The organism is Seongchinamella unica, assembly GCF_004354085.1.
GTDB classification, from domain to species: Bacteria; Pseudomonadota; Gammaproteobacteria; order Pseudomonadales; family Halieaceae; genus Halioglobus; species Halioglobus unicus.
Map to the genome: position 1 here is coordinate 275,261 of NZ_SMSE01000002.1, position 20,062 is coordinate 295,322.

General features: G+C 61.4%; 15 protein-coding genes. 13 read left to right on the forward strand and 2 right to left on the reverse strand.

Features of this window, described 5'->3' with window-relative positions:
* The first annotated feature begins 132 nt into the window (after nt 1-132).
* A complete protein-coding gene (uvrB, locus tag E2F43_RS08325; protein WP_133211597.1) occupies nt 133-2,154 on the forward strand; it encodes an excinuclease ABC subunit UvrB in 2,022 nt (673 codons plus the stop codon).
* A gap of 227 nt (nt 2,155-2,381) precedes the next feature.
* Entirely contained in the window at nt 2,382-3,938 is a 1,557-nt protein-coding gene (locus E2F43_RS08330) for an arylsulfatase (protein WP_133211599.1), read from the forward strand.
* Nucleotides 3,939-4,022: 84 nt separating this feature from the next.
* Here E2F43_RS08330 and E2F43_RS08335 read toward each other — a convergent pair whose 3' ends face one another.
* Together E2F43_RS08335 and pdsR are read right to left on the reverse strand one after the other, a co-directional pair.
* The gene (locus E2F43_RS08335) at nt 4,023-6,101 is read right to left on the reverse strand and encodes an ATP-binding protein (RefSeq protein ID WP_133211601.1); all 2,079 of its coding nucleotides are present in this window, start codon (nt 6,099-6,101) and stop codon (nt 4,023-4,025) included.
* A complete protein-coding gene (pdsR, locus tag E2F43_RS08340; RefSeq protein ID WP_133211603.1) occupies nt 6,089-6,778 on the reverse strand; it encodes a proteobacterial dedicated sortase system response regulator in 690 nt (229 codons plus the stop codon). Before pdsR ends, E2F43_RS08335 begins: the two co-directional genes overlap by 13 nt.
* 166 nt (nt 6,779-6,944) lie before the next feature.
* Between pdsR and E2F43_RS08345 the strand changes: the two genes are divergently transcribed.
* From E2F43_RS08345 to pheT, 11 genes are all read left to right on the forward strand, one after another.
* Nucleotides 6,945-9,122 carry a marine proteobacterial sortase target protein gene (locus tag E2F43_RS08345; RefSeq protein WP_133211605.1) on the forward strand — a complete coding sequence of 726 codons (2,178 nt, stop codon included), beginning with the start codon at nt 6,945-6,947 and terminating at the stop codon, nt 9,120-9,122.
* On the forward strand, nt 9,115-9,744 hold the full coding sequence (locus tag E2F43_RS08350; protein WP_165954247.1) for a class GN sortase: 630 nt from the start codon (nt 9,115-9,117) through the stop codon (nt 9,742-9,744). The genes E2F43_RS08345 and E2F43_RS08350 overlap by 8 nt, the downstream gene beginning before the upstream one ends.
* A gap of 71 nt (nt 9,745-9,815) precedes the next feature.
* Nucleotides 9,816-11,192, forward strand: a complete 1,377-nt coding sequence (locus E2F43_RS08355) for a wax ester/triacylglycerol synthase family O-acyltransferase (RefSeq protein WP_133211609.1) — start codon at nt 9,816-9,818, stop codon at nt 11,190-11,192.
* Complete coding sequence (locus tag E2F43_RS08360) at nt 11,189-12,454, forward strand: alpha/beta fold hydrolase (protein WP_133211611.1); 1,266 nt, start codon at nt 11,189-11,191, stop codon at nt 12,452-12,454. Before E2F43_RS08355 ends, E2F43_RS08360 begins: the two co-directional genes overlap by 4 nt.
* 32 nt (nt 12,455-12,486) lie before the next feature.
* Nucleotides 12,487-12,864 (forward strand): Rap1a family protein, encoded by a 378-nt coding sequence (locus E2F43_RS08365; RefSeq protein WP_133211613.1) that lies wholly within the window; start codon nt 12,487-12,489, stop codon nt 12,862-12,864.
* Between the two features lie 251 nt (nt 12,865-13,115).
* Nucleotides 13,116-15,038 (forward strand): threonine--tRNA ligase, encoded by a 1,923-nt coding sequence (gene thrS / locus E2F43_RS08370; RefSeq protein ID WP_133211615.1) that lies wholly within the window; start codon nt 13,116-13,118, stop codon nt 15,036-15,038.
* A gap of 48 nt (nt 15,039-15,086) precedes the next feature.
* The gene (gene infC, locus E2F43_RS08375; protein WP_133211617.1) at nt 15,087-15,584 is read left to right on the forward strand and encodes a translation initiation factor IF-3; all 498 of its coding nucleotides are present in this window, start codon (nt 15,087-15,089) and stop codon (nt 15,582-15,584) included.
* Nucleotides 15,585-15,643: 59 nt separating this feature from the next.
* Nucleotides 15,644-15,838: a 50S ribosomal protein L35 gene (gene rpmI, locus E2F43_RS08380; RefSeq protein WP_117953489.1), complete on the forward strand. Its 195-nt coding sequence runs from the start codon at nt 15,644-15,646 to the stop codon at nt 15,836-15,838.
* Nucleotides 15,839-15,864: 26 nt separating this feature from the next.
* Nucleotides 15,865-16,221 (forward strand): 50S ribosomal protein L20, encoded by a 357-nt coding sequence (rplT, locus tag E2F43_RS08385; RefSeq protein WP_133211619.1) that lies wholly within the window; start codon nt 15,865-15,867, stop codon nt 16,219-16,221.
* Between the two features lie 415 nt (nt 16,222-16,636).
* The gene (gene pheS, locus E2F43_RS08390; RefSeq protein ID WP_133211621.1) at nt 16,637-17,650 is read left to right on the forward strand and encodes a phenylalanine--tRNA ligase subunit alpha; all 1,014 of its coding nucleotides are present in this window, start codon (nt 16,637-16,639) and stop codon (nt 17,648-17,650) included.
* A gap of 27 nt (nt 17,651-17,677) precedes the next feature.
* Nucleotides 17,678-20,053 (forward strand): phenylalanine--tRNA ligase subunit beta, encoded by a 2,376-nt coding sequence (gene pheT, locus E2F43_RS08395; protein ID WP_133211623.1) that lies wholly within the window; start codon nt 17,678-17,680, stop codon nt 20,051-20,053.
* Nucleotides 20,054-20,062: the final 9 nt, after the last annotated feature.

A 20,062-nucleotide genomic window follows, 5' to 3' on the forward strand; every position in this document is an offset into this window, starting at 1 on the left:
ACGGGGGGTGGGGTCAACAGCAAATTGGGGATTATTTTGTAATCTGGACAGGGCGTGGATTCAGGCTGCAATTGATCGCTATGTGGATGATAATAAACGGCTATTTTTCATTCAGGATCAGGTGCAGCGCCGGTGTCACGTCCCTTTCACGTCGAGTCCAAATTCCAGCCCGCGGGTGACCAGCCGGAGGCTATCCGGCAGCTGGTGGAGGGGGTGCAGGCAGGGCTCGCCGCCCAGACCCTGCTCGGGGTGACCGGCTCCGGCAAGACCTTCACCATGGCCCATGTGGTGGAGCAGTTGCAGCGACCGACCATTGTCATGGCCCACAACAAGACTCTGGCGGCCCAGTTGTATGGCGAGTTCAAGGAGTTCTTCCCCAATAACGCGGTGGAATACTTCGTCTCCTACTACGACTATTACCAGCCCGAGGCCTATGTGCCGTCTTCGGACACCTTCATCGAGAAAGACGCCTCGGTCAACGACCATATTGAACAGATGCGCCTGTCCGCCACCAAGGCCTTGATGGAGCGCGAAGATTGCCTGGTGGTGGCGACGGTCTCGGCGATCTACGGCCTGGGCGACCCGGATTCCTATTACAAGATGCGCATGCACCTGTCCCGGGGCGAGTTTATCGACCAGCGCGGAATTCTGCGCCATCTGGCAGACCTGCAATACACCCGCAATGATGTGGATTTTGCCCGCGCCACCTACCGGGTGCGCGGTGACGTGATCGATATTTTTCCGGCGGACTCGGAGCGCGAAGCGGTGCGGATCGAGCTGTTCGACGAGGAAATCGAGAACATCTATATATTTGATCCGCTGACCGGCGCGGTGGAGAGTAAGGTGCCGCGCATCACTATCTTCCCCAAGAGCCACTATGTCACGCCCCGGGACACCATGCTGAACGCAGTGGAGCAGATCGAGGAAGAGCTGGAAGTGCGCTTGGAGCAGCTCAAGGGCAACCAGAAACTGGTGGAGGCCCAGCGTCTGGCCCAGCGCACCAAATACGACATGGAAATGATCCGCGAGCTGGGCTATTGCCAGGGGGTGGAGAACTACTCCCGCTACCTGTCGGGGCGCAAGGCGGGGGAGCCGCCGCCGACGTTGTTCGAGTACCTGCCGGACAACGCCCTGGTGATCGTCGATGAATCCCACGCCACCATTCCCCAGATCGGAGCCATGTACAAGGGCGACCGTTCCCGCAAGGAGACCCTGGTGGAGTATGGCTTCCGGCTCCCTTCAGCGCTGGATAACCGCCCGCTGCGCTTCGAGGAGTGGGAGCGGCTGGTGCCCCAGGCGATATTTGTCTCGGCAACACCTGGCGCCTATGAACAGTCGCACGCGGGAAGAACTGTCGAGCAGGTGGTGCGTCCCACCGGGCTGATCGACCCGGCGCTCGAGATCCGACCAGCCACCACCCAGGTGGACGACCTGCTGGGCCAGATCAGCGAAACGGTGGCCAGGGGGGAGCGGGTTCTGGTAACCACGCTGACCAAACGCATGGCCGAGGACCTCACCGAGTACCTGGCAGACAATGGTGTACGGGTGCGCTACCTGCACTCGGATATCGATACCGTGGAGCGGGTGGAAATCATCCGCGACCTGCGCCTGGGCGAGTTCGACGTGCTGGTGGGTATCAACCTGCTGCGAGAGGGCCTGGACATGCCCGAGGTCTCGCTGGTGGCCATTCTCGATGCCGACAAGGAGGGCTTCCTGCGTTCCGAGCGCTCGTTGATCCAGACCATCGGCCGCGCCGCCCGCAACCTCAACGGGCGGGCCATTCTCTACGCCGACCGGGTCACCGGCTCGATGGAGCGGGCGATCGCTGAAACCGAGCGTCGCCGGGCCAAACAGCTGGCCCACAACACCGAGCACGGCATTGTGCCCAAAGGCGTGGAGAAGTCGGTCCAGGACATTATGGAAGGGGCCAGGCGCATGCCCACTCGCGGCAAGACCCGGGCGAAGGCCGTCGCCGAACCGAAACTTGCCTTCGGCGCGGAGGTGGCACAGCTGTCGCCAGCGGCCCTGTCGCGCAAGCTCAAACAGCTGGAATCCCAGATGCAGGACCATGCCAGGAACCTCGAATTCGAGGAAGCGGCGGCCCTGCGGGACCAGTTGACGGAGCTCAAGCAGCTGGCCTTTCTGGGGGACTGAGTCTCAGCAACTTTGCAGTGCTGTTCGAGTGGCTCCGAACAGGTCCGGTTTCGGGCGAGCCGGTCGTCAATCGATTCGTATGTGTGGCCGGGAGTTATCCAGTCCGGGTGCGGTAAACGTCAATTTTTTGTCCGAATGTAATCTCTCCCGTCGCTTGCGGGCCCCTCCTGCTGGTCTATAGTTGCAAGGGGCGGCGATCCCCTCAAATTTTGCCAAAGGAGCTCTCAATGCTGAGATTAACCAGGTCGCTTGTGGTTGGCGCTTTAGCCAGCGTCGCGATAAGTGTTCAGGCCGCCGACAAACCCAATATCCTGGTGGTATGGGGTGACGACGTCGGCCAGTCGAATATATCTGCCTACACCATGGGGATGATGGGTTACCAGACTCCCAACATCGACCGGATTGCCAATGAAGGCATGATCTTCACCGATTACTATGGCGAGCAGAGCTGCACCGCAGGTCGCTCCTCGTTCATCATGGGCCAGTCCGTGTTCCGTACAGGGCTGAGCAAGGTCGGCTTGCCGGGTGCGGAATTGGGTATGCGAGAGGAAGACCCAACCATTGCCGGACTGCTGAAAAATCACGGTTATGTCACCGGCCAGTTCGGCAAGAACCACCTGGGCGACCGGGATGAGCACCTGCCTACCAACCACGGTTTCGACGAGTTTTATGGCAACCTGTATCACCTTAACGCAGAGGAGGAACCGGAAAATGCCGACTATCCGACTGATCCCGCGTTCCGTGAGAAGTTTGGCCCCCGCGGCGTTATCCGCTCATCGGCTGATGGCAAGATCGAGGACACCGGCCCCCTGACCAGGAAGCGGATGGAAATAGTTGACGACGACACCTCCGCCGAAGCGCTCAAGTTTATTGAGAACGCAGTGAAGGCCGACAAGCCTTTCTTCGTATGGTGGAGTGGCACCCGCATGCACTTCCGCACCCACGTCTCTGACGAAAAGATGAAGTGGTGTCAGGAAATGTACCCGCGTCGGGGTAAGGACCCTTACACCTGCGGCATGCTCGAGCACGACGCCCATATCGGCCTGTTCCTCGACAAGCTGGATGAACTGGGCGTTGCCGACAACACCATCGTGTTCTACTCCACGGATAACGGTCCGCACATGAACACCTGGCCTGACTCTGCAATGACGCCGTTCCGTGGTGAGAAAAACACCAACTGGGAAGGCGGCTGGCGAGTGCCTGCCATGGTGCGCTGGCCGGGTAAAATCGAAGCCGGCAGCATCTCCAATGACATCATGCACCACATGGACTGGCTGCCCACTTTCCTGGCGGCAGCGGGCGAGCCTGACGTGAAGGAGAAACTGCTCAAGGGGCATCGCGCGATTGGCCGCAATTACAAGGTGCACCTGGACGGCTACAACTTCCTGCCCCTGTTGACCGGCGAGGCCGAGAAGGATCCGCGAGACGAGATATTCTATTTCTCCGACGACGGTGACCTGACGGCGCTGCGTTACCGTGACTGGAAACTGGTGTTCATGGAGCAGAAAACCCAGGGTGGCTTCCGGGTATGGATGGATCCGTTCGTGCCGTTGCGCGTGCCGCTGATCTTCAACCTGCGCCGTGACCCCTACGAGCGTGCACCCCTGACATCCAATACCTATTATGACTGGATGATCGACCGTGCCTACATGCTGGTACCTGCCCAGGCGTATGTAGGGGAGTTCCTGGAGACCTTCAAGAAGTACCCGCCGCGGCAGAAAGCGGCCAGCTTCTCGCTCGACCAGGTCATGGAAAAACTGTCCGATCCGGGCGGCGCCCAGTAAGGTCGCAAATCAGACAAAAGGCCTCTTCGGAGGCCTTTTTTATGTCCGTCGTTTGAGTTCAGCCTGTTTCCCAGCCCTTGATGTTCAGGTGGTTGATGTCGCCCGGGGGAACCACATGTGCACCGTCACGCCAGGTGGATTTACCAGGTTGCTGGCCGTTACCCGGCCCTGGTGGTATTCACAAATCAGCCGCACCACGTGCAGACCCAGCCCAAGGTGAACGGTATCGCCCGCGCTTGCGCGTTGCGACACCATGGGATCGAACATGGACTGGGCCAGGGCGGGAGATAGCGTGGGCCCCACGTTACTCACCGCCAGTTCCCAGCCTCCCTGTTTGCCGCCCAGCGAGAGGGTGATGGGTGCACCCGGTTCGCTGAAGGACACGGCGTTATCCATCAGTTTGTCCAGCGCCTGGATAATCAGCTCCGGGACACCGTTAATCCGGGCCTGCACGGTGTCCACTGCCAGTCCGATCGCATATTGCGGGTAAACCGCCTGATAGGCCTTATGGACTTCCTGTAGCAGCGGCACCAGGTCCAGCAGTATCAGCGGATTGCTGCGAATGCTCTCTTCCAGTCGCGATGCCTCGCTCATGGCATCGAGAATTCGCCGCAGGCGATCCAGCCCGTCACGGGCGCGATTTACATACACCGCCTGGTCCGGCTGGTGCTCCTGCTCCAGGTTTTCCAGCGAGGTCTGGATAATGGCGATGGGGGTCCGCAATTCGTGCGAGAGCTTGCGGCTCAACGTGCGCAGATAGTCGTTGTACTCGCGCAGCTTTTCCAGCAGGGCCGCATAGTGACGCGAGAGCTCACCGATTTCATCAGCTGCCCCGCTCGCCGGGAAGGCGCCGCTGATGGAACCATCAGGCGCAATCACCCGACTGGCGGCCTGGCTCAGCCTCCGTATGCGCAGGGACAGCACGCTGGCATAACCGAGCAGTCCCAGTGCGCCGAGACCAATGGCAAACAGGCTGTAACCCAACAGTCGGCTGAACGCCTGGTCGGTCAGTGACAGGTACTGTTCACCGGACTCACTGACCAGCACGCTGCCGATCACCTGGCCCTGGTGGCGTATCGGCGCAGCGGCGCTGAGCAGGGTGTGGGTACTGCTGCCAGTCGCCCGGTAACGATAGCTGCCCGGATTGCCCGCCAGGGCGCCTGCCACGCCCGGGCCGGCCATTTTTCCCGCCTGTGCGGCAACGGGCGGGGAGGGCAGATCGGTCTCGGCGAGCACACTGCGGTAGATCAGGCGCAGCAACCAGAAGGTGTCCGGGATGCTGGCGTCGCTGGCCGCCGGTGCCAGTTCGCCGACCCGCCAGCGCTGATTGTCACTGACCTCGATTTTACGGCCGCCATGGGCGAAGGGTGCCAGCGCAGTTTGCAGCGCGTCACTGCTGTAAATCAGCCATGGGGGTGCCCGGGTTTCCAGCGGCGAGACATTACCCAGGGTTTCAACGGGACCGCTTGCCCGGGCACCGGTGTTAATCACGTAGAAACCCAGGCGCTCTCCGGTGTAGGACAGGGGAATCTCCAACTCCAGGGTGTAGCCGCCCCGGGCATCCTGCCAGAAACCGGCGATTCGGCCCGGGTCGATGCCCCGCAGGCGGCGACCGGCGGCCTGGGCCCGAACACTGCCCGGTGCGGCGGTGGCGATCACGTACTCCTGGCGTCTGCCATCGCGCCAGGTGCGCAGTATCAAGCGGTCGCCATTGGGTTCGCGGGACAGACCCGGGTTATGGTAGATCACCTCGGGATCCTGAACCTTGAGTAGCAGGAACAGGGAGTTGCCCCGGGTCAGCGCCCGGTAGCTCAGCGCCAGCGGCGCCGTCAGGTCCGGGTTACTCAGCGTGTATTCCGCAATGTCCTCCCAGCCATCGGCGTAGCCGTCTACTGAAATGTAGTGCTGTGCGGGCAGGGCATACACGGAGGGGCGCGGGTCCTCGCGGGTGACGATACGGGCCGGGTCCGGATATATCAGCTCCTGACGGGCGCCGATCACCGCCGCAACGGCCTCGGCCGTGGCCTGCAGGGCCTGCTCCTGGCCGTGGCGCAACGCGCCCTCCATCTCGCGGATAAACTGGCAACCCGCCCAGGGCAGTGACAGCAACAGCACCGATACCAGTATTAGCTGCCGGCGCAGGCTGAAGGTCAGCCTTTCCATCGGTAGCCCATGCCGTAGGCCGTTTCGATGTGCTCAAACGCCGGATCCAGGGCCTGGAATTTGCGACGGATGCGCTTGATGTGTGAGGTAATCGTGTTGTCGTCCAACACCACGTTGGCCTGGTCCATCAGCTGCTGGCGATTTTTAACATGGCCGGGGTGCAGCGCCAGGGTGTGGACGATCCAGAATTCGGTGACGGTGAGTTCCAGCGCCTGACCGCGCCAGCTGGTGGTCATGCGTTCCCGGTTCAGCTCCAGCTTGCCCTGGCGCACCAGGTGCTGCTCCTGTTCCGGTATGCGCAGCGCATCGACCCGGCGCAGCAGGGCATTGATCCGCGCACTGAGTTGCGCCTGGCTGATGTCCTTGGTCAGGTACTCATCCGCCCCCAGCCGGAAGCCGGAGATAATATCCAGTTCGGAATCCCTGGCGGTGAGGAAGACGATGGGTAGCACCGGCGATTGTGCCCGTAATTCCCGGCACAGCTCGAATCCACCTTCCATTTCCTCACCCAGGCCCACATCGATGATGGCCAGGTCGGGCAATTGCCGGGTAAATGCCTCGGCGGCGGTGGCTTTACTGGGGTACAGGGATACGCGAAAACCCTGGCGCTGAAGGTGGTCGCGATAATTGGCGGCAATCGCAGCCTCGTCCTCGACGATGGCGATGTGCTTCTGCATCTGGGCTTCCTGGGTATTGCCGATGTGTCCATGGTTTCAAATAACACCCGGCGGCTCAAGCGGGCGCCACAATTGATCACAATTGGCCATCCCCGTGCCACTTTCCGTCCCCGATTTTGCCACTTCCGTTCGCTGTACTGGGGCAAATGAACTCGGAGACACGGCGATGCCAACCTTGCAACTGAATCGGATTCTTGCCCGGGATATACAGCGCTTTGGCCGCCTTTCCTGGTGGCTGCTGTTCCGCTGCCTGCCGGCGTTGATACTGGCCGCCTTGAGCCTGCTGGTTCTCGGTGCTGCCGCGGTGAGGGCGCAAGCTTCCCTTGCGGAGGTGGAGGGTGGGCAGCTCATCCTGCGCGATGAGTCAGGGCAACGCACGGCAGCCCTGGCCCAGCGAACGAAGGTTGATGTGGAGGTGACCGGCATGATCGCCATCGTCACCCTGGAGCAACAGTTCCGCAACAGGGGCGGCGAATGGATGGAGGGGGTCTACGCCTTTCCGCTGCCTGAGCAGGGCGCAGTCCGGCACCTGGAGATGCGGGTGGGTGAGCGGCGGATCGTCGGCGAGATTCGCGAGCGGGCACAGGCACAGCAAATTTATCGCGAGGCCAGGGCGGCGGGAAAGAAAAGTTCGCTGGTGGAGCAGCAAAGACCCAACCTGTTCACCAGCCGGGTGGCAAACATCGCCCCGGGCGAGTCTGTCAGCGTGAGGCTGGAGTATGTCCAGCAGGTGAACTTTGACGGCGGCCGCTTCTCCCTGCGACTGCCTACCACGATCACCCCCCGTTACATTCCCGGCATCAGTCCGGCCCGGCAGGTGGAGCAGGGCAGCGAAACACTGAGCGTATTGCCCGGCCTCGGCTGGGCGAAGCCGACCGACCGGGTAGTTGACGCCGACCAGATTACCCCCCTGTTGCATCCCCGGCCGGGGAATGATGACGATCCACGCAATGCCCTGGAACTGCGCGTCCGGCTGGACATGGGTATGCCATTGACCGAGGTCCATTCCCCCTATCATGACATTGCCCTCAGTCGCCGGGCCGGAATCTATGAAATTGTCCTGGCCCGCGGCGTGGCTGAAATGGACAGGGACTTCGAACTGCAGTGGACTCCCGTGTCCGGTAGTGCGCCTTCGGCGGCATTTTTCATCGAGAAATTCGCTGGCGAATACTACGGCCTGTTGCTGCTGGTCCCCCCTGGGCCGGAGCGGGCACCGGCGCCCACCCCGCGGGAGATCGTGTTTGTCGTTGACACCTCCGGCTCAATGGGCGGAGTCTCCATCCGCCAGGCACGGCAAAGCCTGGCGCGTGCGCTTCAGCATCTGCGCCCGGAGGATCGCTTCAATATCATTCAGTTCAACTCCAGCCACCATGCCCTGTTTCGACGGGCGGCCCCGGCGACCCGGCATAACCTGCAACTGGCGGGGGAATATGTACGCCACCTGCGGGCCACCGGGGGCACCGAGATGATGCCCGCGCTGCAGGCAGCGCTGGCGCCTGCCGCAGCAGCGGATGAATTCAGCCCGCAGCCGGCGCTGCGCCAGGTGATTTTCATTACCGACGGCGCGGTGGGCAACGAGCAGGCCTTGTTCGAGGTGATCGTGCGGGAACTGGGGCCAAGCCGGCTGTTCACGGTGGGAATCGGTTCCGCGCCAAACAGTTGGTTCATGCGTAAGGCGGCCGAATTCGGCCGAGGGACCTATACCTACATCAGTGACGTCGCCGAAGTGGGTGCCACCATGGATGCCCTGTTCCGTCAGCTGTCGTTTCCCATAGCGACCTCGTTAACCGTGGACTGGCCGGACGGAGTGGAACCGTGGCCATCAAGAATACCCGATCTCTACCTGGGTGAGCCCCTGCTGGTCGCTGTCAGGCTGGGTGCGCAGTTGCCCGATGCAGACCTGCTGGTGCGCGGCCGTGTGGGCGAGCGGGAGTGGGCAACCACGCTGGAATTTTTCCAGGGTTCGGACCCCGTCCACGTGGACGATCACCGGGGCGTGGCTGCGGTCTGGGCGCGCAGCAAAATTTCCGCACTGCTGGACATGAAGGCTCATGGCAAGGACGATGACTGGGTGCGCGACCGGGTGCTGCCCCTGGCGCTCGAGCACCGCCTGATGAGCCCCTACACCAGCTTTGTCGCCGTGGAGCAGCAGCCGAGCAGGCCCGATGCCCGCGCCCTGGACAGTAACCCGGTGCCGAATACACGCCCCCGTGGCCAGAGCCCGCAGACCTTCGCCTACCCGCACACCGCGACAACTGCCGCGGCAAATGTCTGGCTGGGCAGCTTCCTGTTGCTGCTGGCGCTGTTCGCAAGGGCATTCCGGGAGGAGGAACAGGATGGTTAGCCCGCTGTCGCGCATCTCTGCCCTGCTGCTACTGCTTGCCGCCAGTCACCAGCTCGGCACTGCGCTGCTTATCCAGCTCAAGGCGCAGCTGGCCCCTCGGCTGGTCGAACGGGCCTGGGCCCAGAGTCTGGCGCAGGACGGCCGGCCGGTAAAACCCTGGCCCTGGGCTGACACCTGGCCGATGGCCAGGCTGGAGATTCCCGCACTGGCGGAATCGCAACTGGTGCTGGCCGGGGACACGGGCAACGTGCTGGCTTTCGGGCCCGGTCATCAGCGCGCCAGTGCGATGCCGGGGACCCGTGGGGTTGCCGTCATCGGCGGTCACCGGGACACGCATTTCCGCTTTCTCAGGCACATCGTTCCCGGGCAGCGAATAGTGGTGCAGCTGGCATCCGGCAGGGCCATACATTACCGGGTCGTGGCGACAGACATTGTCGATGCGTCAAAGGGCGGGATTGCCATTGATTCGGGTGACAACTTGCTGCTGTTAGTGACCTGCTACCCCTTCGACGCGCTCTCAAGTGACGGTCCCCTGCGGTACCGGGTCATCGCGACACCGGAGCCCCGGCAGGAGGCGTTCGCGCCATCAGCATCAGCAGGCGCCGGCCGATTCATGCTGTAGCGGACAGGGTGCTGGCTGCAATAACACGGACTGCTATAATCCCCAGCCCCTGACCTGGACCGCGAACACCTATGTCGGCAATTACCCTGAAACCGCTCGATGCCATCTGGCTGATGCTGGAGTCGGATGAAACACCCATGCACGTCGGCGTGCTGGCCACCTTCCGCAAGCCGGCCAACGCCGGGAACAACTTTTATGCCGAGATGGCCAGGCAGATGCGGGATGCCGAAGTGGTGGCGCCCTGGAATCTGCGCCTGGGCAGCGGACCGATGCCGAAGCTGGCAGAAGACCGAGGGTTTGACATCGACTATCATTTCCGTCGCTCGGCCCTGGCGCAGCCCGGCGGTGAGCGGGAACTGGGCCGAATGATCTCGAGGCTGCACAGTTACCCGCTGGACCGACGTCGCCCACTGTGGGAGTTTCACCTCATCGAGAGGCTCGAGCGCAACCGCTTTGCCTTTTACATCAAGATCCATCACGCCCTGGTGGATGCCGTCAACGGTGTGCCGATCCTGCTGTCCACCCTGGCAGCCAGTGCCAGGTCGCGCAACACCCGGCCGCTGTGGGCGCAGCCCATCGCTGCCGCCGGCGCCGGGGACCTGGTCGAAGATTTCAATGTGCCGGGCCTGGGGCAGACGATGGAGTCACTGGGCGCCATGGCTAAAGCCGCGGCCGGCATGCTGCAGAGCGCCATCCGACCCAGCGAACGCAACACCTTCCTGTTTCCTCGTGGCACCCCGAGAAGTACCCTCAACCGGCGGATCAATTCCCAGCGCAGGTTTGCCACCCAGCAGTTATCCGTTGCCCGCTGCGTTGCCCTGGCGGAAAATACCGGGAGCACGGTCAATGAGATGTTGACCTATTTGTGCGGCTCAACCCTGCGGCGGTTTTTCAAGGAATACAACGCGCTGCCCGATCATTCACTGATCGGGATGATGCCCGTCTCCCTGCAGGAGCGTGGCCAGCACATCGCCGGCAATGCCATTGCCGGTTTCCGGGTGCCATTGTGCACTGACGTTGGCGACCCCCTGGCCAGGCTGGCCGCCGTGAAGGAGGGGATGAAAAAGGTGCGTGAAGATCGCGCATCCCTGCCGGAAGACGCGGTCACCTCCTACGTGATGATGCGCGCCGCGCCCCTGTATGCCAGTCAACTGGGAGGGCTGGGGAGGTGGATTCCGCCGCTGTTTAACCTGGCTGTTTCCAATACCCGGGGCGCGGACAAACCACTGTATTTCAACGGGTCAAGAATGGAGGCAGTCTACCCGCTGAGCCAACTGATGCAGTTCAGTGCCCTGAGTATCGATTGTGTGAATTATGCGGGTACCTTCAACGTCGGTTTCACCGGGGCACGGGACACTCTGCCGCACCTGCAACGCATGGCGGTGTACTTCGGCAAGGCCGTGGACGAACTGGAAGAACTGGTGGCGCAAGGGGAGGTGGTCGAATGAACAAGTTAGCCAGAATTGCCCTGGACCAGGGCCTCGCTCTGAACCAGCGGCTGGCGGCGAGCACGGCCAACAGTATCGACTGGCTGTTCAAACGTGACACCCTGATCCAGTCCGGCAGGACCTGGTTCGAGCTGGTACACGACGGCGACCTGATGGCGGTGCGCTACTACGAACTGCCGGAAGAGGACGAAATCGAACTGGTGAACGGCAGCACCATGCCTATCGAGCGCGAGCAGCACGCGGTACCGCTGGTGCTGGTGCCGCCATTGGGCGTGACGACCGAGACCTTTGACCTGATGCCGCAGCGCAGCCTGGTGCGATACATGGTGGCCCGGGGTTTCAAGGTCTACCTGCTGGACTGGGGCAAGCCGAAAAAAGAACATGCCCGCCTTGGCATACTGGACTACTGCGACGACATGATGGGCACCGCGCTGGAAAAAATCCGCCGTCATTCGGGGAGCAAGGACCTGTCATTAATGGGCTGGTGCATGGGCGGGCTGCTCTGCCTGTTTTACCAGGGAATCAACCGGGACAGGCACATCCGCAATATCGTCACCGTCGCCAGCCCCATCGATGTGGAGACGGGTAAGGGCGTGATTGCCCGGGTTGCCGGGGTAGCACAGGCGCTGGATGGGCCGGCGCAACTGGTCAGCAATTACTCCAACCTGCGGCTCAATACCCTTGATCCCGCGCGGCTGTCGCTGCCGGATTGGGCCACCACGATCGTGTTCAAGATGACCGACCCGATTGGCAGCGTGACCACCTATTGGGACCTGGTGACGCGGCTTTGGGATCGCGAGTTTGTGGAGTCACACTCCACCACGTCCGACTACCTCAACAACATGCTGCGCTATCCCGGCGGGGTGTTACAGGACATGGCTGGCGGCGTCGTGATGGAGAACCAGATCGCCGGCGGCAAGGTAAAGATTCGCGACAAGGTGGCCGAGATCGACCGCATCGACTGCAACCTGCTCGCGTTCGCCGGAGAGAGCGACAACCTGGTGCCTGCGGAGGTCGCCGAGCGCAGTGTCGAACTGGTGGCCTCCCGTGACAAGGAGTTTCGGGTGGCGCCCGGCGGTCATATGGGGGTCATTATTGGCAGCAAGGCCCCGGGAGCCGTCTGGGCCGAGTCCGCAGACTGGCTGGAGCCCCGGTCACAAAGTACGCCGATGAAACAGCGCAAGACCGCGACCGGGCGCAAGCCGAAGGCGAGGCCCAGGGCAAAGCCAAAGCTGAGGGGCAGGGCGAGCGCCGCCAGCTAGTACCGACAGCAAGCAACAGGGGGGTATTTCGGGTGAAACAACTGATAGCGCTGGTACTGCTGGTGCTGGCCAGCGGGGCGCAGGGTGCACTGACGGTGGATGATTACCAGAAAATGCAGAAAAAGCACGGCAAGGATAACCAGGCGCTGCAGTTGCAGGTACGCATGTACCTCGATGGCCTGCTCGACGGGCTGTTCATGGCGTCCAGGGATGTGCCCGAGGATAAACGCAGCTGGTGTATTCCCGACGACCAGCCGATGACGGATGAACTGGCGCTGGGGCTGTTCGAGAAGGAACTCAAGGCCCGCCGGGCCGAGTACGCCGAGTTCGCTGAACTGGGCATCCAGATTCCGTTTTCCCTGGTGATGGTAGACGCCCTGCAGCGCGCCTTTCCCTGCCAGCGGACCTGACGCCCCCGCACCCGGCCTGGCGGCGCAGAGCGTTGCGGACCGATTGGCCGGCGGGGGTTTTCATGCCCTTCCAGCTCCATTAGAATGCGTCTCCGGCCTCACTGCGCCGAAGAGTACGCCGATCGGTCACGCAACTGGTCACTGCAACGCGGAATCGTTACCGCGATAATGTGAAAAGTTGCCTGAAATCAACCGGTTGGGAAATAGCATGTGACCTCTGGTACGGGTCACCACTGACACAAGGAAAGCTCATGCCTGTGATTACCCTGCCTGACGGCAGTCAGCGCTCATTTGACAAACCTGTTTCCGTTCACGACGTGGCCGCCGACATTGGTCCCGGGCTGGCCAAGGCCGCCCTGGCCGGCGTGGTCGATGGTCGTGAAGTGGATACCTCTTACCTGATCGAAGAGGACGCCGCCCTCGCCATTATCACCGAGCGCGACGAGGCCGGCATTGAGGTCATCCGCCACTCCACCGCCCACCTGCTGGCCCAGGCGACCCAGCAACTGTTTCCGGGCATCCAGGTCACCATCGGCCCGGTGATCGAGGACGGCTTTTACTACGATTTTGCCACTGGCCACAATTTCACCCCGGAAGACCTGGAGAAGATCGAGCAGCGGATGGAGGAGATCGCCAGCCAGGACCTGCCGGTTGAGCGCATCGTTTGCAGCCGCGAGAAAGCGATCGAGATCTTCCGCAATATGGGCGAGCGCTACAAGGTGCAGATCATCGAGGAATTGCCGGAGGGTGAGGAAATTTCCATCTACCAGCAGGGTGCCTGGATGGATCTCTGCCGCGGTCCCCACGTGCCCAGCACCGGCAAGTTGAAAGCCTTCAAGCTGACCAAAGTGGCCGGTGCCTACTGGCGCGGCGACTCCAACAACGAAATGCTGCAGCGGGTTTACGGCACCGCCTGGGCCAACAAGAAGCAGCTCAAGCAGTACCTGCACCGTATCGAGGAAGCGGAGAAGCGCGACCACCGCAAGATCGGCAAGAAGCTGGATCTGTTCCATACCCAGGAGGAAGCTCCGGGGATGGTGTTCTGGCACCCGGCGGGCTGGAGCATTTACCAGACGATCGAGCAGTACATGCGCGCAGCCCAGCAGCGCCACGGTTACCGGGAGATCAAGACACCCCAGCTGGTGGATCTCTCCCTGTGGGAAAAGTCCGGCCACGCCGACAAGTTTGGCGATGACATGTTCATGCTCAGGGCCGAGGAACGGGAGTTCGCGGTCAAGCCAATGAACTGTCCCTGTCACGTGCAGGTGTTCAACCAGGGCCTGAAGTCCTATCGGGACCTGCCGCTGCGCCTGGCGGAGTTTGGTTCCTGCCACCGCAACGAGCCCTCAGGTTCCCTGCACGGCATCATGCGGGTCAGGGGCTTTGTCCAGGACGACGCCCACATTTTCTGTACCGAGGAGCAGATCCAGCCGGAGGTGTCTTCCTTTATCGACTTTTTGCACGGTGTCTACGAGGACTTCGGCTTCAGCGACGTCATTTATCGGCTGTCTACCCGACCGGAAAAGCGGGTCGGGTCCGATGCGGACTGGGACCGGGCGGAAAAAGCCCTCGCCGACGCGCTGGATGCGCAAAACCTGCCCTGGGAAGAGCTGCCGGGGGAGGGGGCCTTCTACGGCCCCAAGATCGAGTTCTCACTGAAGGACTGCATTGGCCGGGTCTGGCAGCTGGGCACCATCCAGGTGGATTTCTCCATGCCCGGGCGGCTGGACGCCCAGTACGTGGCGGAGGACGGCTCCCGCCAGGTACCGGTCATGCTGCACCGCGCTATCCTCGGGTCTTTCGAGCGATTTATCGGGATTTTGATCGAACATTACGAAGGCGTATTTCCCACCTGGCTGTCGCCAACCCAGGCCGTCGTGCTCAATATCACCGATAAACAGGCCGAATATACCAAATCTGTGGAAGATTCCTTAAAAAACAAGGGCTTTCGGGTGATTTCGGACTTGAGAAACGAGAAGATCGGCTTTAAAATCCGCGAGCACACGATTCAGAAGGTTCCATACCTGCTTGTGGTAGGGGACAAAGAAGTAGAATCACAGTCAGTGGCCGTGCGCGCCCGTCGTGGTGAGGACCTGGGATCCATGGATCTCGATGCGTTTGTAACGCTCCTCTCGGACGATGTAGCGCGTCGCGGTCGTATTGCAATGGAATAATGGAGAGTCAGCATTAAGAGAGACACAAAAGGCGCCGCCAAGAAGGCGCTGACAAATGACCAGATCACGTCGGACCCGGTCCGCCTGGTTGGAGCCGATGGTGAGCAGGTGGGCATCGTCTCCCTGAGTGAAGCCAAGGCGGCGGCGGAAGCCGCCAGCATGGATCTTGTATTGATAGCTGATTCAGATCCCGCAGTCTGCAAGGTGATGGACTACGGGAAACACATCTTTGAGGCGAAGAAACAGAAAGCGGCCCAGAAGAAAAAGGCCAAGCGGACTCAAATCAAGGAGATGAAGTTTCGTCCAGGGACGGAGGAAGGAGATTATCAGGTAAAACTACGCAACCTGACCCGTTTCCTTGAAAATGGCGATAAGGCCAAGGTCACGCTGCGGTTTCGCGGTCGTGAAATGGCTCACCAGGAAATCGGCATGGAGCTACTCAAGCGAGTAGAAGCCGATCTGGCCGAGTTGGGTGGTGTCGAGCAATTCCCGAAAATGGAAGGCCGACAACTCACAATGGTTATCGCACCCAAGAAGAAGAACTGACGGCATTGTGACGCCTCAGTTTCTTTAATTTTTATTACTCAAATGCGGAGTATTTGATTATGTCAAAAGCAAAAGTTCACAGTGGTGCTGCCAAGCGGTTCAAGAAGACCGCCGGCGGTTACAAGCGTAAAAGCGCGAACAAGAGTCACATCCTGACCAAGATGACTACCAAGCGTAAGCGTCAGCTGCGTGGAACCAGCATGATCGACAAGAACGACGTTGTTCTGATTGATCGCATGCTGCGTGCCAAGTAACGGTTAGATAGGAAAGGAGAAGACTTATGCCTCGCGTAAAACGTGGTGTGGTGGCCCATCGCCGTCACAAGAAGATTTTGAAGCAAGCCAAGGGATACTACGGAGCTCGCAGCCGTATTTTCCGTGTTGCCAAGCAGGCCGTAACCAAGGCTGGCCAGTATGCCTACCGTGACCGCCGTCAGCGCAAGCGTCAGTTCCGCTCGCTGTGGATCACCCGCATCAACGCCCAGTCTCGCGCCAATGGCCTGAGCTACAGCCGCCTGATCAACGGCCTGAAGAAGGCTGACATCGCCCTGGATCGCCGTGTACTGGCGGACCTGGCGGTTCATGACAAGCCGGCTTTTGCAGCGATTGTGGAGCAAGCGAAGGCCGCTCTGGCCTAAGCCCACCCCCGCGCGGTGAATCTTGCCGCGCAGTCGCTGGCTACACTTTAAAACCATAAGGGAAAGGGCTCTGCTCTTTCCCTTTTTTTATGTACAGGACGTACGGTACGTCCGCGGGAGGCAGGACGCCGGAGCGGACGCGGTTGGGAATGTTAACGTTCCCGTAGACATAGCTCCGTCATCCCGGCGAAAGCCGGGATCCAGGGGCAGGGCGGTGATGAGCCTGCACCTGAGTGGATTCCGGCGTGGGCCGGAATGACGGCGCACAACGGACGCAGTTGGGAATGTTAACGTTCCCGTAGACATAGCTTCGTCATCCCGGCGAAAGCCGGGATCCAGGGGCAGGGCGGTGATGAGCCTGCACCTGAGTGGATTCCGGCGTGGGCCGGAATGACGGTACAAAATGGGACAAAGAATGGAAAACCTCGAAGCCTTGGCCAATGAAGCCAAAGCAGCCATAGAAGCCGCTGCAGATGGCGCTGCGCTGGAGCAGTTGCGCGTCGACTACCTGGGCAAGAAGGGCCAGATCACGGCCCTGCTCAAGGGGCTGGGCAAGCTCTCTGCCGAGGAGCGGCCGGCTGCCGGTGCGCAGATCAACGTGGTCAAACAGGAATTGCAGAACCTGATCGGCCAGCGCAAGTCTGCCCTGGAATCAGCGGCGGTGGAAGCACAACTGGCGGCAGAGACGATTGATGTCAGCCTCCCGGGACGCGGCCAGTCCACCGGCGGTATCCATCCGGTAACCCGCACCATGGAGCGCATGGAGGACTTCTTCTCCGCGATTGGTTTTGAGGTGGTCGAGGGCCCTGAAATCGAGGACGACTACCACAATTTCGAGGCCCTCAATATCCCTGCGCATCACCCGGCGCGGGCCATGCACGATACCTTCTACGTGGACGAGCACACGGTGCTGCGCACCCATACCTCGCCGGTACAGGTGCGGGTGATGGAAAACCAGCAGCCGCCACTGAAGGTTATCTGCCCCGGGCGCGTTTACCGCTGCGACTCGGACCTGACCCACACGCCCATGTTTCACCAGGTGGAGGGCCTGCTGATTGACGAGCACTCCAGCTTCGCCGACCTCAAGGGCGTGATCGAGGAGTTCCTGCGGGTATTCTTTGAAAAAGAGCTGGAAGTGCGCTTCCGGCCCTCCTATTTCCCCTTTACCGAGCCCTCGGCAGAAGTGGATATCCAGTGCGTGAACTGCGGCGGCAGCGGCTGCCGCGTGTGCAGCCAGACCGGCTGGCTGGAGGTTATGGGCTGCGGCATGGTCCACCCGAAAGTGTTCGAGTACTCCAATATCGACACCGAGAAATACTCCGGCTTTGCCTTCGGCATGGGAGTAGAGCGTCTCGCCATGCTGCGCTATGGCGTCAACGACCTGCGCCTGTTTTTTGACAACGACCTGCGTTTCCTCGAGCAGTTTTAAGCCACCGTATTGCGGAGTAAGTAGAAAGTGATTATCAGTGAACAGTGGCTGCGTGAATGGGTCAGCCCTGAACTCAGCAGTGAAGACCTGGCCCACCAGATCACCATGGCCGGCCTGGAAGTAGACGCTATCGACCCGGTAGCCGGTGAATTCAGCGGGGTTGTGGTGGCGGAAATTGTGTCTGCCGAGCAACACCCGGACGCCGACAAGCTGCGGGTCTGCCAGGTCAATACCGGCAGCGAGACTGTGCAGATCGTCTGCGGTGCACCCAACGCCCGGGCCGGGCTGAAAGCCCCCCTGGCGACCGTGGGTGGTGAACTGCCCGGCAACTTCAAGATCAAGAAGGCCAGGCTGCGCGGTGTCGAGTCATTCGGAATGCTGTGTGCCGGTGAAGAACTGGGCCTGACCGATGACAGCGACGGTTTGATGGAACTGCCGACCGATGCGCCTGCCGGGGACGACCTGCGCGACTACCTGCGCCTTGACGACAATGCCATCGAGATCGGCCTTACCCCCAACCGGGCCGACTGCCTGGGCCTGGCGGGAATCGCCAGGGAAGTGGGCCTGCTCAATAACCTGCCCGTTAACGCGCCCGCTATACAGCCGGTTGCACCCGCCATCGACGACAGCTTGCCGGTGGAACTGCAGGCGCCGGAGCGATGTCCCCGCTTTGTCGGTCGGGTCATTCGCGGCATTGATGTGTCCCGCCCCAGCCCACTGTGGCTGCAGGAAAAGCTGCGCCGGGTGGGCCTGCGCTCCATCGATGCGGTGGTCGACGTGACCAACTACGTGATGATGGAGCTGGGCCAGCCCATGCACGCCTTCGATTTTGCCAAACTGGAGGGCGGTATCAGGGTGCGCCTGGCGGAGCAGGGCGAGTCCCTGGAGCTGCTCGATGGCCAGACCCTGGAACTCAACGACGACACCCTGGTGATCGCCGATCACGAGAAGGCCGTTGCCATGGCGGGTATTATGGGTGGCCAGCAGACCGCGGTCAGTGACAGCACCGTCGACCTGTTCCTGGAGGTGGCATTCTTCACCCCCGACCTGATGGCGGGCAAGGCCCGCTCCTATGGCCTGCACACGGATGCCTCCCACCGGTTTGAACGGGGCGTGGACTTCCAGCTGCAGGTGACCGCCATGGAGCGCGCCACCGCGCTGCTGCTCGGCATTGTCGGTGGACAGGCCGGCCCCCTGCAGGAGACGGTGGCCGCCGACTACCTGCCCTCGCGGCCCGACGTCAGCCTGCGCGAGGCGCGTATCCGGAAGCTGCTGGGTTTTGAGATGGACCCCGCGGAAGTGGAGCGTATCCTCAGCGGGCTGGGCCTGGGCGTGACCCGCACCGGGGACGGTTGGAAGTGCACCGTACCCAGCTGGCGTTTCGATATCGCCATTGAGGCGGACCTGCTCGAGGAACTGGCCCGGGTGTACGGCTACAATCGTTTGCCGGTCAGCCATATTCACGCCGACCTGGTGATCCCGGCTAAACCGGAACAGACCCTGGCCCTCTCCGGTATTCGTAATCACCTGGCTGCCCGCGGTTACCGCGAGGCGATCACCTACAGCTTCGTCGAGCCGGCCCTGCAGAAAGTCTTCGACCCGGGCCTGGACCCGGTGGCCCTGAGCAATCCCATCTCTGCCGATATGGCGGTCATGCGCACCAGCCTGCTGCCGGGCCTGGTGTCCGCCGTGCTGCGCAACACCAATCGCCAGCAGCCCCGGGTGCGTCTGTTCGAAAGCGGCCTGCGGTTCCTGCCCGGTGACGACTGCCTCAAGCAGGTGCCGACCCTGGCCATGGTGGTCACCGGCGATCGCTTTGAGGAGGGCTGGACCGGCAATGCCGAGCCGGTGGATTTTTTCGACCTCAAGGGCGACGTGGAAAGCCTGCTGTGCCTGACCCGGGCCGCTGACAGCTTCCATTTCGAGGCGGCCAGCCGGGACGCCCTGCACCCCGGGCAGACCGCGCTGGTGTTGCGCGACGAGGAAACCGTTGGCTACCTTGGCGCGCTGCACCCCTCAGTCTGCCGCGAGCTTGGCTTGAACGCTCCGGCCTACGTCTGCGAGATTACCCTGTCGGCCCTGCTGCAGGCCAGGTTACCAGCCTTCAGCGAGCTCTCCAGGTTCCCCGAGGTGCGACGGGATCTGGCGGTGCTGGTGGACAAGACTGTCCCCGCCCGGGAACTGATGGAAAATGTTCGTTCCTCGGCAGGGACTTACCTCACAGACTTAACCCTGTTTGATGTCTATGAGGGCAAAGGCATTGATCCTAAAAGAAAAAGTCTGGCTCTAGGTTTGACATTCCGGGATTCTTCGCGCACTCTTAGCGATGAAGATGTGAATCTGGCGGTTAATCAAGTCATTGATTCGCTGGAAAAAAACTATAAAGCCGAGCTTAGGAACTAGGTACGGGAC